10 protein-coding genes and 1 pseudogene are annotated in these 15,635 nt (G+C 33.1%); all 11 read left to right on the plus strand.

What is annotated here, in order from left to right; genetic code table 11:
- Window positions 1-129: 129 nt before the first annotated feature.
- A pseudogene (locus KE503_RS07515) lies at window positions 130-921 on the plus strand (RNA-guided endonuclease InsQ/TnpB family protein); the annotation flags it as partial.
- 197 nt (window positions 922-1,118) lie between these two features.
- On the plus strand, window positions 1,119-1,652 hold the full coding sequence (locus tag KE503_RS07520; RefSeq protein WP_212384882.1) for a sigma-70 family RNA polymerase sigma factor: 534 nt from the start codon (window positions 1,119-1,121) through the stop codon (window positions 1,650-1,652).
- A gap of 207 nt (window positions 1,653-1,859) precedes the next feature.
- Window positions 1,860-2,972 (plus strand): hypothetical protein, encoded by a 1,113-nt coding sequence (locus tag KE503_RS07525; protein ID WP_212384883.1) that lies wholly within the window; start codon window positions 1,860-1,862, stop codon window positions 2,970-2,972.
- A gap of 65 nt (window positions 2,973-3,037) precedes the next feature.
- Window positions 3,038-4,225 carry a hypothetical protein gene (locus KE503_RS07530; RefSeq protein ID WP_212384884.1) on the plus strand — a complete coding sequence of 396 codons (1,188 nt, stop codon included), beginning with the start codon at window positions 3,038-3,040 and terminating at the stop codon, window positions 4,223-4,225.
- A gap of 67 nt (window positions 4,226-4,292) precedes the next feature.
- On the plus strand, window positions 4,293-4,988 hold the full coding sequence (locus KE503_RS07535; RefSeq protein ID WP_212384885.1) for a hypothetical protein: 696 nt from the start codon (window positions 4,293-4,295) through the stop codon (window positions 4,986-4,988).
- A complete protein-coding gene (locus KE503_RS07540; protein ID WP_212384886.1) occupies window positions 4,985-6,538 on the plus strand; it encodes a hypothetical protein in 1,554 nt (517 codons plus the stop codon). Before KE503_RS07535 ends, KE503_RS07540 begins: the two co-directional genes overlap by 4 nt.
- A gap of 3 nt (window positions 6,539-6,541) precedes the next feature.
- Window positions 6,542-7,570, plus strand: coding sequence for a toprim domain-containing protein (locus KE503_RS07545; protein WP_212384887.1), 1,029 nt, complete (start codon window positions 6,542-6,544; stop codon window positions 7,568-7,570).
- A gap of 115 nt (window positions 7,571-7,685) precedes the next feature.
- Window positions 7,686-9,386 carry a DHH family phosphoesterase gene (locus tag KE503_RS07550; protein ID WP_212384888.1) on the plus strand — a complete coding sequence of 567 codons (1,701 nt, stop codon included), beginning with the start codon at window positions 7,686-7,688 and terminating at the stop codon, window positions 9,384-9,386.
- 10 nt (window positions 9,387-9,396) lie between these two features.
- Entirely contained in the window at window positions 9,397-12,630 is a 3,234-nt protein-coding gene (gene dnaE, locus KE503_RS07555) for a DNA polymerase III subunit alpha (RefSeq protein ID WP_212384889.1), read from the plus strand.
- A 1-nt stretch (window position 12,631) separates the two neighbouring features.
- Complete coding sequence (locus KE503_RS07560) at window positions 12,632-14,893, plus strand: AAA family ATPase (RefSeq protein WP_212384890.1); 2,262 nt, start codon at window positions 12,632-12,634, stop codon at window positions 14,891-14,893.
- Window positions 14,894-14,969: 76 nt separating this feature from the next.
- On the plus strand, window positions 14,970-15,608 hold the full coding sequence (locus KE503_RS07565) for a 3D domain-containing protein (RefSeq protein WP_212384891.1): 639 nt from the start codon (window positions 14,970-14,972) through the stop codon (window positions 15,606-15,608).
- The last annotated feature ends 27 nt before the right edge of the window (window positions 15,609-15,635 follow it).

The raw sequence follows: 15,635 nt of genomic DNA on the forward strand, positions 1-15,635 counted from the left end.
ATGCACATGTGGTAAATATCACAGGAAAATCTTATCGCTTAAAAAAATATACCGATCAAGAGGAAGAATAGCAAAAATGTACATTCTTAAATGATCAAAAATGTACATTTTAATGTTGACATTTATACGAAGGATTGTTTTTGCGAAAGACATAGGATTAAAATACCGACTCTTGGATGGGTAAGAATCAAAGAAAAAGGGTACATTCCAATTACTAAAGATGGTTGGAAAATTAAAAGTGGTACAGTGTCTATTAAGGCAGATAGATATTACGTGTCAGTTCTTGTTGAAATTCCTGATGTGAAGATTATTAATAATAATCATGACGGTATCGGAATAGATTTAGGATTAAAAGATTTGGCGATTATTTCAAACGGCAAAATCTATAAGAATATTAATAAATCAGAAAGATTAAAGAAATTAGAAAAACAACTACGCAGGGAACAGAGATGTCTCTCTCGTAAATATGAAAATTTAAAGAAAGGAGAGTCCGCTCAAAAGAATATACGAAAACAAAAGCTTAAAGTACAGAAACTTTATCATAAAATAGACAACATCCGTACTGATTATATCAATAAAACTATAGCTGAGATAGTGAAAACCAAACCGTCTTACATAGCTATCGAAGATTTGAACGTGTCAGGAATGATGAAGAATAGACATCTTTCAAAAGCAATTGCATCACAAAAATTCTATGAATTTCGAACGAGATTAAAAAATAAATGTGATGACAATGGTATTGAATTAAGAATCGTAGATAGATGGTATCCGTCTTCTAAATTGTGTCATTGCTGCGGTAAAATTAAGAAAGACTTAAAACTTTCAGATAGGATATATTGCTGTACATGTGGTTATGTTGAAGATAGAGATTTTAATGCAAGTCTTAATCTTAGAGATGCGAAGGCTTACAAGGTTGCATAATTCAAGCAAATGTAAGTATGTACCGAAGGCTATTTCGGGAATTTACGACTGTGGAGTACACACGAACTTGTGAGTAGTATATGAATTAATTCATTACAAAAGCATGTACTTTGAAACAGTAAGAATTATCCGTGAGGATTTCAGTTTCTCGATGTATTTGAGTATATTTAAATATATTTTGAGTGGCAAAAATGTCGTTGAAATTAAATGACGAACAGAGAAGATTAGTAGAACAAAATCATAATTTGATTTACTCTGCTATGACAAAATGCGGTATCCGCAGACAAGATTTTGATGACTATTATGGATTCGCTGCTATTGGGTTGTGTAAGGCAGCAATTGATTATGATGAATCCAAAGCTAAATCATTCTCTACATATGCATATAAATGTATGCAAAAAGAAATTATAGCATATACTCGATGGAGATTTGCAGATAAAAGAGATGAACGACTTACCTTATCGTACAATCAGTTAATGAATGATTTAGATGAAGACGAAAAAGAATATTCTTTTTTGTTAGCTGATAAAAAAAATAATGAAAAAAAATTAATTTTCTTTTTGTGTTTTGATAAGCAAATGCGAATACTAAATAATAAGGACAGGTTAATTATTAATTTAAAGGCAAAAGGGTATACGAACGAAGAAATAGGAAATACCCTTGGTGTTACATATCAAGCAATTCAATATCAATTGAAAAAAATTAAAAATAAATTAATCACATCCTTATAATTTCAAAAAAGCTTTTTGCTTTTATTATTTTTTTGACGCATTTGTTATAAACGTACTAGAACGATTATAGCAATGTAAGACGATCAGATAAAATTATTTTTTGTTCCTGTTGGCTTTGGCAGAGTTGACAGTGGATATAAATTGATGACTTATTTACAAACTAAAAACTAACTAAACAAATTTAATAACAGAAAGAGGTAAATTTATTTGGCAGAAAACACAAAATCTAAAAGACTTTTCAACTTACCAGAAACTAAAGGTACATTTCAGTTAGAAGGATTAATCACTGATTGTGCGAAAGACGACTTTTATAAGGAAGGTAAAACGCAGAAAGGCAAAGATAAACGAACATTATCTTTCGGAGTTAAAGTAGAACCTGACGTAAAAGTTGGATGTAAAATTCAGGCATTTGAAAAACCTACAGTATGTTTTATCAAACGAGAGAAAGATGGTACATACAAAACTAAAAAAATTCCTTGGGCGGATCGTTTTAAATCGGCTGAAGAATTAGGACTTGGCGAAGGTTGGGCAATTATTGGTTCAAGAGCAGGTCTTGAAAAAGAGACCAATGATAAAGGACAGGTTGTTAATAAGAAAGTTGTCTTAGATCCATTTGATTTAACAAAATATACTTCAGAACATATGGCAGACAACCAGAGTGTATTCATCAAAGGAGATATTGAATATGGAAGTTTTACTGGGGAAGACGGTACTAAACGTCAGTGGTCAAGAATGTCTCCAACACAGATTAGTTTAACAAGTAAAGAAATTGATCTTGATGATGAAGAACGTAAAGTAAGATCTGATTTCAAACAGACAATGGTATTCACAAATATCGAACAGGAAAAAGAAAATGATGTGCCAACAGGACGTTTTATCGTTTATGGAAAGATTATTGGTTATTCATCTGTTGATGACGCTGAATTCTATATGACAAATAAGAAATTAGCAAAAACTTTTAAGAAAAATGTGAAGCCATATTCATCTATTGAAGTTTGGGGACATATTAAGACAGAAATTCAGACAGAAGAAGTTGAAGTAGAAGATGATGGATGGGGAGAAGCAGATCCTACAAAGAGAGTCGTAAATTCTGCAAGAAAAGAACTTATTATCACTGGAGCAAGCAAAGACAGTATTGATTCAGAAACATACACCAGAGAAGCAATTGATGCAGCGATTGAAGCTATTAAAAAGGCAGAAGCAGCAAGAAGTGATTTCGGTGAGTCTGATGATAAACAGACAAGTAGTTCTTCTACAGATGATGAATGGGGATCTGGTTTTGATGATTCTTCAGATGATACTGAAGGCGATGTTTGGTAAGAGCAATTCTAAATCATTTCACAAATAAATAACAAAAACAATATATACATAAAGGAGTTTTACATTTGGCAAAAGCAAGAAAAGCAGCAAAAACACAGAGTAAATTGATGACTATTATTTATGGAGAACCTTTTACTGGTAAAAGTACACTGGCAATGCAGTTAGCGTATTTTAAACGCCCAGATGGGAAACCTTTCAGAGTCTTATATTTAGACTCTGAATCAGGAAGTATTGATGATTATTTACCAGAATTAGAGGAAAATGGTGTAAATCTCGAAAACATTTACATTGTTTACACTCAGAGCTTAGGAGAAGTAAGACATTATATTGATACAGTTAAAACAAACGGTGACTTCTACGAGCTTGATGACGATGGAGAAGAAACTGATGATGTAGTTTTAGACGCAGATGGTCTTCCATTTAGAGCTGATGCTATTGTTGTAGATGGATCAACAATCTTAAATCTGACTACAAAACAGGGATTGATTGAGTTCTCTAAAAAAAGAAATCGTGTAAAAGCGGATGCTGCAAATATGACAGGTGAAGCCAGACTTGTCAAGATTGAAGGTGCAGGTATGGAATTAAAAGATTACCAGACTGTAAACTTCAAAGGTCAGGATTTAATTCTTGATTTATTAGCTTCTGGAGCGCATTGTGTTGTAACAGCAAGAGAAAAAGATGAGACAGAATCTAAGATGATTGACGGTAAAAGAGAAACTGTTACAACAGGTCGTAAGATTATTGACGGATTTAAAGGCATGGATTATAACGCAAAAACAGTAATTCGTACGTTCGTTGATAATGAAACTGATATGGTTTGTGCTCAGATTGTGAAAGATAGAACACATACATATAAAAAGAACGAGATTGTAGAAGATCCACAGATGTTAGCTTGGCAGAAAGTTATTGATAATTCTGTTGGAAACAAAGAGTTTACGCTTGGTAATGCTCTTACAAAAGCAGTAGATGTTGAACAGAAAATCTACAAGAGAGAAATTCTTGGAGAAGCAGGTAAGCCAGTTTCCGAAGAGGAAGCAGAAAAAGAAGAATCTGGTGCTGTATCTGTAGGAAGCTCTAGTAAAGAAGATTCTATCGAAGATGTTAGAAAACGTATTATTGGTATGATCAAGCAGATGACACCTCCAGAAAAACAGGAGATGAAAGACAAGCTTGCCAAAGAAGGATTACCTACTGCGATTACACGAATTAAAGACATTGAAAAACTTAAGAAGATTGAAGAAGTTTTATCATAAAAGGGTTTATATGGTAGCCATTTTTGGCTACCTAATCCTTTGATATTGGACGAGGAGTAACTGTAGTATGGCAGATGTTTTAACAGTAAAATGTGCTTATTGTAAAGAAGTAATTGAACTTGATTTAGATAAAGTACAAGAGATTGTTAAATATGACAATGGTTATTATCACAAAGAATGTTTCCGAAAAATGTGTGAAGCAAAATTATTATCCAAAAATACTAAGCATGATAAATGGTTATCTGCATTATCTAAGATTGATGAATATAACCAGAAAGCACGAGTGTTACTTGAACCAAGATTATTAGAAGATAAAGTATATCGGTTTATTCTTGATAATTATAATTACATTGGTTCTGTACCAGCATATGTTTTCACAAAATTGAAAAGTATTTATAAAGGTACATATCGTGGGCTGGCAAAACCAATTCCGCCAAGTGATCTTTTAGATATGTGGAAGCGTCAGATGAAATATCTTAAGAAAAATCGAACATTTTTAATACAAAAAGGAACGATGGATGAAGATAATCCGACACACCAGGTTAATTATGACTTAGCAGTTTTAGTGGGAAAGTATGATAGTTATTTACGATGGAAAGAGAAACAGAAATTAAATGAAGTAGACAAAAAGAATAATGAAAAATTTGCAAAATCTTTTGTTGAAACAAATAATATTGCAACTCAGAAAACTGTAGTAACAGCCACACAAGACGATAACATGGATGACATTTTAAGTGATATTTTTGGTGAGGGACTTGATTGACAGAAGAAACAGTAGAACGTAAAAGTGTAACTAACATTCAGAGTGAAATGATGTTTGTTGGTGCTTTGTATAAACAACCAGATTTATATGTTTCTTATGGTGGATATATGAGAAGCCAGTATGATTTCAGTGATGAGGCATGTAAATTCTTCTATGATATGTTTGAGATTATGTACAAAACATTTACTCAGACAATTGAGGAAGATAAGGTAAATATGTTCATGAGTCAATCAGACGAAAGACTTAGAACATATAAAAGATACAAAGGATGGAAGACAATTTCATCATGGATGCAGGTTGCAGATTGTGATGATTTTAAGAAATATTATAATCTCGTTAAAAAATACTCACTTGTAAGAGAGTATGACAGAAATGGATATCCTGTTCAAAGAATTTTAAATCATAGATTATTCGAAAAATGGGAAGCAAAAGATATTTATAGAGTGATTCGATCTCAGGCAGATAAAATTAATACTGTTATTAGTGCAGGTGAAGATTCTGTCTTGTTGAATAGTGGTGTTGAATCACAGGTTGAATCATTTTTATCAAAGCCAGATTTGGGAATTCCGTTACCTTGGGCGATTCTCAATAAGATGTTCAGAGGGTGTCGACTTGGAAAGGTAATTTTCAATGGATTCTTAAGTAATGAAGGAAAGTCAAGAAATATGATGTTGTTAATTGCATATATCGTATTGGCAATGGATGAGAAATTTTTATTACTCAGTAACGAAATGGACGAAGACGATTTACGAAATTGCTTAGTCGTTACGGTAATCAACAACAAATGCTTCAAAGAGCTTCATGGGATTGATATTGAAAAGCCAGAAGAGGAAATAGTTCTTGGTATTTACAGAGATAATAATGGCAATGTGATTGAAAGAAAAACAAATGAAAATGGAGACTTTATTGAAACCGAAGAGGAGTATAAGCATAGAGTAGCGACTACATCAGATGAATTTCAGAAAGTTATGCAAGTTGCAAAATGGGTTGATCAGAAACGTCAAGGAAAATTATATTTCAAAGATGTTGGCTCTGATTACTCAGATTCGGCATTAGAGTTTGAATTTAGAAAGCATCGTATGTTATATGATGTGAAATATTGTGGTTATGACACGTTAAAAGGTTATCGTATTGATGATTGGCAAACGGTGAAACAGACAGCCACAAAAATTAAAGAGCTTATGAAAGAAATCCATATGTTTTGTTTCTCTGTATTCCAGTTAACAGATGACACAGTGTATACAGATATATTCCAGTTAAGTAGTAATAATATTGCCAACGCAAAACAGATTAAGCACGTTGCTGATATCTTAATGCTTGGTAAAAGGTTACATCCTGACGAATATTACAAGTATCAGTATATGTCAATTAGTGATTGGGGAGAGCCACAGGCACACGATCTAAAAAAGGACAAGACATATTTCTGCATTAAGGTTGATAAAAACCGAGGCGGTAATAAGAATGTTATTCCAATTTTTGAGATCAATTTGGATTTAAACACTTGGGATGAAATAGGATATGTCATAAAACGAGAGAAAAACGGAGCGTAGGTTATGGACGTAGCACAGCTAAAAGAATATATATACGACAACAATTATGTAGAAAATATTCTGAAAGATATAGGCTGTCATCATATTAAATATCATTCGTCTGGATATTGGAGCTGTGCAAATAAAGATGGGGATAATGAATCCGCAGTTATTACATATAACAACGAAAACCTAAATTGCACAAATTATACAAGAAAAATGACAGCAAAAGAAAGACAGACAGATTTAATTGACTTGGTATGTTTTACAAAAAGTCTGTCTTTCCCAGACGGTTTAAAATATCTAGCCAATTTGATTGGTATAGATTATTATCATGATTTTGATGAGCAACTGCCAGAAAGTTTGCAGATCACTCAATTAATACATGATATGAAAGAAAATATAGAAACTGAAGAAGATAAGCCAGTCAAGCCAATTTCAAAACAAATTCTTTCTTATTATAAAGACTATGTTAATGATCTGTTTTATGAAGATCATATTAGTTATTTAACGCAGAAAGAATTTAATATTGGCTATGACGAAGATACAAACAGAATTACAATACCTATTTTCTCTGAAATTGGTGATTTAGTAGGTGTTAAAGGACGATTGTTCAAGAAAGAGTTAGATAAATATGACCTGAAATATTTATATATTGAACCATGTGCCAAACAAAGAATCTTATACGGACTGAATAAAACTCTACCTTATATAGAAAGGGCTGGAAGAGTATATGTTGCTGAAGCAGAAAAGGCGGTCATGCAGCTATGGTCATATGGATATCAAAATGTTGTGGCGACTGGCGGCAAGCAAGTTTCAAGACAACAAATTGACATGTTAACAAGACTCGGAGTTGAAGTAGTATTTATTTTTGACAAAGATGTTGAATTAGAAGAGATTCAGAAGCTTGGAGATCGTTTTATTGATGGAGTTCCGATTTCATACATTATGGACAATTCAAAAGAAGGAATCCTTGACGAAAAAGAATCACCTACTGATGATCCTAAAAAATGGGAACTATTGTTAAATAACTATTTGTATACACTTAAATAAGAACAGGCAGGTTATACATATAAAATACAAATTATATGAAGGAGGCACAAATGATACCTCTAATGTTGTGCCAGAAATTTTAAGAAATAGAGGGATTGATGATTATGAAATGTATTTGAACCTCGATGATAGCGTAATTCAAGATTATGCCGATTTAGAGGGTATCAAAAACGCAGTAAATACAACGATTTTTGCACTTGAAAATGGACATAAAATCGGTATTTTAATTGACGAGGACGTAGACGGATTTTGCTCGGCTTCGATGGCATATATGTACTTAAATCGCATTAATAATGAACTTTATGATGGTAAGAGTAACATTTGTTACTTATTACATAAAAAAGCAAAAGCTCATGGATTAAGTGAAGATATTACTATACCTGAAGATGTGAAACTTCTAATAATTCCAGATGCAGGCACCAATGATGTAGCACAATGTACAGAACTTGTAGACCGTGGCGTACAGATTGTAATTCTTGATCACCATGAAAAAGAAGAATCTGAAGAAATAATGTCAGAGGAAGTTGTAATTGTAAATAATCAGTGTAGTCCACGATATAGAAATAAAGACTTATGTGGGGCTGGGATTGTCTATAGATTTTTACAGGCAATGGATGATGAATTATGGATTAATTATGCAGATGATTATTTAGATTTGTGTGCATTAGCCAATATTGGTGATGTGATGGATATGAGATCCTTTGAAACACGTCGTTTAGTCAATAAAGGAATACAGAATATTCAGAATGAATGCTTCAAAGCGCTGATCAATGCACAAGATTATTCAATGCACAGTATTGTTAATATTCATAATATTCAGTGGTATATAGTTCCAATTATCAATGGTATGGTGCGATTTGGTTCTTTGAAAGATAAAGAATTGGTTTTTAGAGCATTTATTGAAGACTATGAGGTATTTGACTATAAGAAAAGAGCAACAAAAAACAACCCTGCGGAAGTAATCAAAGAGAATATTTACGATCGTGCTGCTCGATTATGCAAAAATGCTAAAGGTAAACAGGATCGTCAAAAGAAGAAGATGGTTCCGATTATTATGAAAGAGGCAGAAAAAGATAAAGATAGTAAGATTACTATTCTTGATGTTACAGAAACATTAGATAGCAGTTTGACAGGATTGGTTGCTATTAAGATTGCTGAAGATATGAACAGACCATGTTTGTTATTACGAAAACATATTAATCCAGAAACAGGATTAGTAGAAATGAGTGGTAGTGCAAGGAATGTAGACCATAGCCCGATTGATAGTTTGAAAGACGTGATATCCGAAACAAATTCATTTTTATGGGCAAAAGGTCACGCTAATGCATTTGGATGTTCGACAGATAATATCTCTGGAGCAATCACAGAATTAAACGACAAGCTGAAAAATATTAAATATGATGCAACTTATAGAGTTGATTTCATTGTAGATGCTTGCAGATTAGATTTTGAACTACTACAGGAAATGTCTAAATTGGATGATATTCGTGGGCAGGGCATTGATGATCCGATGATTGCTGTCGAGAATATCACATTAAATAAGGAAGAAATTAATGTTGTTGGTAAGAAAATGGATACAATGCAATTCAAGATTAATGATATTCCATGCGTGATGTTTAGATGTGATGAAAAAAATAAGATTTATGATTGGATTATGAATGATTTTTCTGACGAAGGCACAGTTACATTTGAATTAGTAGGAACTGCACAGACTAATATCTTTAACGGAATTAGACAATATCAAATTGCGGTTGATGATATTAATGTTCTGAGCATCACAACAGATGAAGAATTAGACGAAGATATTTGGGATTGAGGTGAAGTTAGTGAGTAGTTCATTACATACACATTCGCATTATTCATTGTTAGATGGATATGCATTACCTGAAGAAAACTTACAAAGAGCAGAAGAGATAGGACTAAAAGCCCTGGCTATCACTGAACATGGCAATGAGTATAGTTGGTGCTATTATGATAAGCTTCATGAGAAATATCCAAGTATTAAATTGATTTTTGGAGTTGAATTTTATGAATGCTTTGATATGACAGAACAGAACAAGGATAGCAAATATTTCCATTTAATTGTATTGGCAAAGAACGAGAATGGTCGAAAAGCAATTAATCAATTGGTAACTGATTCAAATTTTCATGGATTTTACTACAAGCCACGAATTGATCTGAATGCGTTGAAACCATATGCTAAGGATCTGGTTGTGAGTAGTGCTTGTTTGGCATCTAAACTTGCCAGAGAGCCAGATTATCAGAAATGTGTTAAATATGTTCGTGAATACAAAGAGATTTTTCCACATTTTTATTTAGAAATGCAGTCACATTCACATCAGGATCAAATGGTATATAATCAGAAAATCTTACAGCTTTCAGTAGACACTAATACACCATACATTATTACAACTGATAGTCACGCTGCTAGAAAAGAAGATTTATATTATCAGAACTGGCATGTAAAACTTGCTCACGATACTGAAACCGCAGCAGAAATTTACGAAGGATGTTATTTGCAATCTGATGATGAAATTCATGCAATTATGGATAGTCAAATTGGAGAAGATGCAGTAACTAAAGGGCTTGAAGAAACTGATAGGATTGCAGATTTAATTGATGAAATTCACATGCCATTTCAAGCACCTCAGTTACCATCTTTCCCATTACCAGAAGGATTTGAAGATAATTATTCTTATTTGAAGTACCTGATTGATACAGGGTGGGTAAAACGAGGATTCGATAAATTACCAGAAGATGAGCAGAAACTTAGAAAAGAAAGAATTGATTATGAGTTAGATATTATTCATTCCATGGGATTCGATGGATACTTCTTAATTGTTTGGGATTTTATCAATTTTGCAAGAGAAAATGGTATTCCAATTGGTGCTGGTCGAGGTAGTTGTGCAGGTAGTTTGGTATGTTATACGATCACGATTACAGACTTAGACCCTATCAAGTATGGATTAATTTTTGAAAGATTCTTGAATCCAGAAAGAATTTCGATGCCAGATACAGATACAGATGTTGGTACACGAGATGAGATTATCCAATATTTGATCGATAAGTATGGCGAAAACAGAGTATGCCAGATTATCAATTTCAGTTTTATTACTCCAATTGTGGCAATCAAAGATGTTGGCAAGGTTTTAGGGTTCAATTATCACGAGATGGACAAACTAAGTAAAAAATTTGTATATGACACGATTGAAGAATCTTTATGGAATAACAGAGATTTAGCAGAGAATCCAAGATATGAAGAGCTTTTTGACGTTGCATCTCATCTTGCAGGTAGAGTAAAAACAGTATCTTCTCATGCAGGTGGTGTTGGAATTGTAGATACAGATATTAGCGATTATATGGCAATGAAACTTGGAACTGATGGAGAACACGTCATCCAAGTAGATAAACGTATCGTTGAAGAGATTGGGATTATTAAATTTGATATTTTGGGTGTTGCTACATTGAACACTGTAAAAGAAGCCGAAATTGACGCAGGGTTAACTGAGTTTGATGTAAATATTAACAATCCAAAGTTTGAAATGGATAAAGGATCATATGAATTATTGCGTAGTGCAATGACGAATGGTGTTTTCCAGGTCGAAAGTGCTGGTATGAAGGATTTGCTGGTTAGGTTACAAGTCTCAAACATGGAAGAGTTGGCAGCTGTATTAGCACTGTATAGACCAGATGCAATGGATGTCTTAGAAGAATTCATTGAGTATAAACATCATCCAGAGAAAATTACATATATCCATCCAGATATGGAGCCAATCTTAAAGGAAACGTATGGATGTATGATTTATCAGGAGCAATTACTTGATATTGTTCGTAAATTTGGTGGTCGAAGTTATGGAGGAGCTGACTTATTCCGTAAGGCGATTGGTAAGAAGAATATTGAACTTGTAAAATCTGAATCTAAAAAGCTTTATTACGAGATTATTGAGAATGGATACCCCGAAGAAATTGCAAAACAGATTAGCGAGACATTATCCCAAAAAGGGGGATACTTATTCAACAAAAGTCATGCGTACTCCTACGCTGTATTATGCTTACAAACAGCGTTTTTAAAGAAACATTATGCGTTGTGTTTTTTTAAGGCATTATTGAATCGCAATAAAGATAAGGCAGGAATGGTAAATAAATATATTCTTGATGCCAAGGCGTTTAAGATTCAAGTGTTACCACCAAACTTAAATAAATCAATGATGAATTTCAGTATTGACGATGTGTATATATTGTTTGGATTATCGGCTATCAGTGGTATTGGAGAAAAAATTGCAAAGGTGATTCTTGAAGACCGTGATAAAAATGGTAAATTCATAGGATTTGAAAACTTTTGCGAACGTATTAACCCAAGTAAATCACAGGTTATTCAGTTGATCAAAGCAGGTGCAATTCCAACAAAGAATAAACGTAAAACTTTAATTCAATATTTGAAATCTATGTATCAGCCAACAACATTTAAACCAGTTGCGAAAGCACCGAGTTACAAACAATTACTTATCAAATGGGATATTGACGCTGAAGATTACCGTATAGGTGAGAAGAAATATGATTACGACAAAGATGCAATATTAAAAGCTTACAACGATAAAAAGTATGAACTGTATAAAGATAAGGAAAAAGAACGATTTCAGAAATTTATCGCACAGAATCAAAAATATCTTGAGAATGAAGATTTTTGGGAATTTGAAGCATTGCAAATCTTTATCAACGATAACCCATTTGATCAGGCATACAAGTATATGTCAAAACAATTTCAAGATGTTGAAGATGGAGATGATTGTACTGTGGTTGCAGTGATCGCTAAAGTTGATAAAAAGAAAGACAAAAATAAAAAGACATTTGCGTATGTGAATTTATATTCTAGTTTTGGATTGACTGAGGCAATCGTCTGGCATTCGCAATTAAAAGAATATGAAGATATGATTGCCAAAGGAAATCAGATTGCGATGTTATGCAGAAAAGATTCAGATGAGAAGGTTATCGCAAAGAAAATTAAACCATATAAACAATGGTTAGAAGATATTAAGAAAGTGAAGGGGGTTGTCGCCTAAAGTGGTGGATAGTACAAAAGAATATGAGTTTGAGATTGTCCCATTATATCAGATTTATTATAATGAAGAATCTTTATTTGGGATTTACACATTCTGTACAGCAGAAGATTTACCAGAATGTAAACCATATAATAATAATGATTTTGATGGCTTATCCGATAAAAAAATGAATAAATGTGGCAAATTGGTTGGTAATATGCAGGAGTTGTATTTAGGAACGAAATATAAGGTTAAAGCCAATATGACATATTCTAAGAAATACAATGAATACCAATATAAACCACTTTCTATAGTTGCTGAAGTTCCTAAAACTTTTGAAGCACAAAAGGTATTTTTAAAAACACAGACGAACACAGCAATCGCAGATCAGTTAATTGCGAAATATCCTAATGTTGTTGAAGATGTAATGAATGGTCAGTTAGAGATGATTGACCATTCAGAAATCAAAGGACTAGGAGATAAAACTTGGAAGAAGCTTAGAGATAAAATTATTAAAAACTATGTGATTTCTGATATTGTTGTAATGTTGCAACCATATGGGGTTACGTTACCAACGATTGAAAGATTATTGAAATCCGAACCTAATCCAAGTGTCTTAAAAAAGCAGATTGAACAAAATCCATATATACTAACTAGAGTAAAGGGTATGGGATTTAAACGAGTTGATGATATTGCACTCAAATTGAAACCAGAATTGCGATGCTCAAATCAACGGTTAAATGCATTTATTTCCTACGACTTGCATCAAGTTGGTGATAATGATGGACATACATATGTGTATATCAAAAATTTAAGAAGCAATATTAGTAATGCAGTATCTGAATGCTTACCTATATTTGACGAATGGTTTGATGAAGAATCAGATAAAAATTTACCAAATTATTTATATACATCTGGAGATAAAATTGGTCTGAAATCGTACTATAAAATAGAAATGAATATTTACGAATTGATTAAAGATATGGAGAAATATTCATTTGGGAATACAACAGATTACGAACCAATAACAGATAGTGAGATTAGTCAGACGATTTCCGAAGTTGAAGATGAAGAAGGGTTTATGTTTTCAGAAGAGCAAATTACAGGAGTTAATAAAGCATTAAATTGCCAAGTTGTGTTTATTTCTGGAGAAGCTGGAACTGGTAAAACAACAATTCTGAAACCAATTATTAAATGCTACCAAAAAAGAAATAATAGCATTGTTGCGTGTGCCTTATCTGCAAAAGCAGCCCAAAGAATTAAAGAAGCAACAGGCTTAGACTCACGGACTATTCATAGATTGCTTATGGCAGAAGGTATTGATAGTTTTTGTTATAATCAAGATAACCCATTACCTGCTGATGTAGTAATTATGGACGAAAGTAGTATGACAAATGCGAGCCTTTTCTATAATTTTTTATTAGCAATTCGACCAGGAACACGATTAATTTTTTGTGGTGACTATATGCAGTTGCCACCAATTGGATTTGGTAATATTTTCTCGGATCTGTTAAAAAAGAAAGGTTTAAATAGTGTGCAGCTTACCAAACCGATGAGACAAGCAGAAAAATCTGGTATTTTAACGGATGCAAGAAAGATTCGAAGAGGGATTAATCCATTGGATAGTCCACAGTTAAAAATTGTCCATGGTGAACTAAATGATATGTTTTATTTGTTTAGGAAGAATAGAGAATCATTGTTTAATATGGCAGTAAAACAGTATATCAAATCTGTTAAAGAGGAAGGAATTGACAATGTTGTGATTGTTTCTCCACGAAGAAGTAATTGTACGAACAGTACAGATGAATTGAACAAAGCAGTACAGAAAGAATTATTTGCTAGTAGTAATAAACCATTTGTTGAATTCAAAGATCGTAAATACTATTTAGGAGATAAGGTATTACAGACCTCAAATGATTACGAGCGAGACGTATTTAATGGTGATATTGGATACATTACAGCAATTGATAAAGAAAAAGAAATATGTTTGGTGTCTATGAATGCAAATATCGAAGAGAAGATGATTGAATATTCTTTCGCTCAACTTGGACAACTGCAATTAGCATACGCATTAACCACGCATAAGCTTCAAGGATCGGCAGCACAGACCATGATCGGTATTATTGACAATACGCATTACAAATTGCTTGATAACTGTATGTTATATACGATGTTAACACGAGCTAAGAAAAGATTTGCGCTCTTTGCAGAGCCAGAAGCGTTCAAAAGATGTATTATGACAAATCATAATAAGCGACGTACATGGTTAAGTTTACAGTCATAAAATATCTTTAAATGCTATTGACAAGCACATAAAGGTATGATAAGATAAGAACATGTTAAAGAAAGGAGATGTGGAAATGAGAAAAAGATTTTTAATGAAAGTTATTTCGTTTAGTTTTTTAGCAATGTGTTCGGGGTTTATGACTCACACAGTCAAAGCAGAGGAGCGACCCTCTGTAGAGGCTTCAACACTATCAACAGAGACAACTGCTGTAGAAAATAAGCAAGACAATGTGATTTCAAATAATCCAATCAGTCAAAGCGTTGAATTAAAAGACGTTCATGAGCATTATCAGAAATGTAAGAAAGCTGATAAAGAAAAAGCAAAACAGATTCGATTAGAAACACTTCGAAAGAAACGATTGCGAATTAAACGACAACGGCTGAAGCGAAAGCAAGAACTAGAAAAGAGTTCGCTTGGAACATTTTTGATCACAGCATATTGTCCATGTTATGAGTGTTCAGAAGGATATGGATCTAAGATTGCTTGGAATCATGCAGGGCATAAATTTGCTCGACCATATCATACGATTGCGGTTGATAAAAACATTATCCCTTATGGAACAAGAGTTAAGATTGAGGGATACGGTGATACAATCTTTGTGGCAGAAGATTGTGGAGGCAAAGTAAAAGGAATGCATGTAGACGTGTTCAAGTCAACACATTCCGAAACAGTGAATGTGCAACAGCACAGAAAAATATATGTAGTGAAGTAATTGGCAGTTACTGAAAGACATAGAAAC

This window comes from Anaerostipes sp. Marseille-Q3525 (assembly GCF_018223505.1).
In the GTDB taxonomy this organism is placed as follows: domain Bacteria; phylum Bacillota; class Clostridia; order Lachnospirales; family Lachnospiraceae; genus Anaerostipes; species Anaerostipes amylophilus.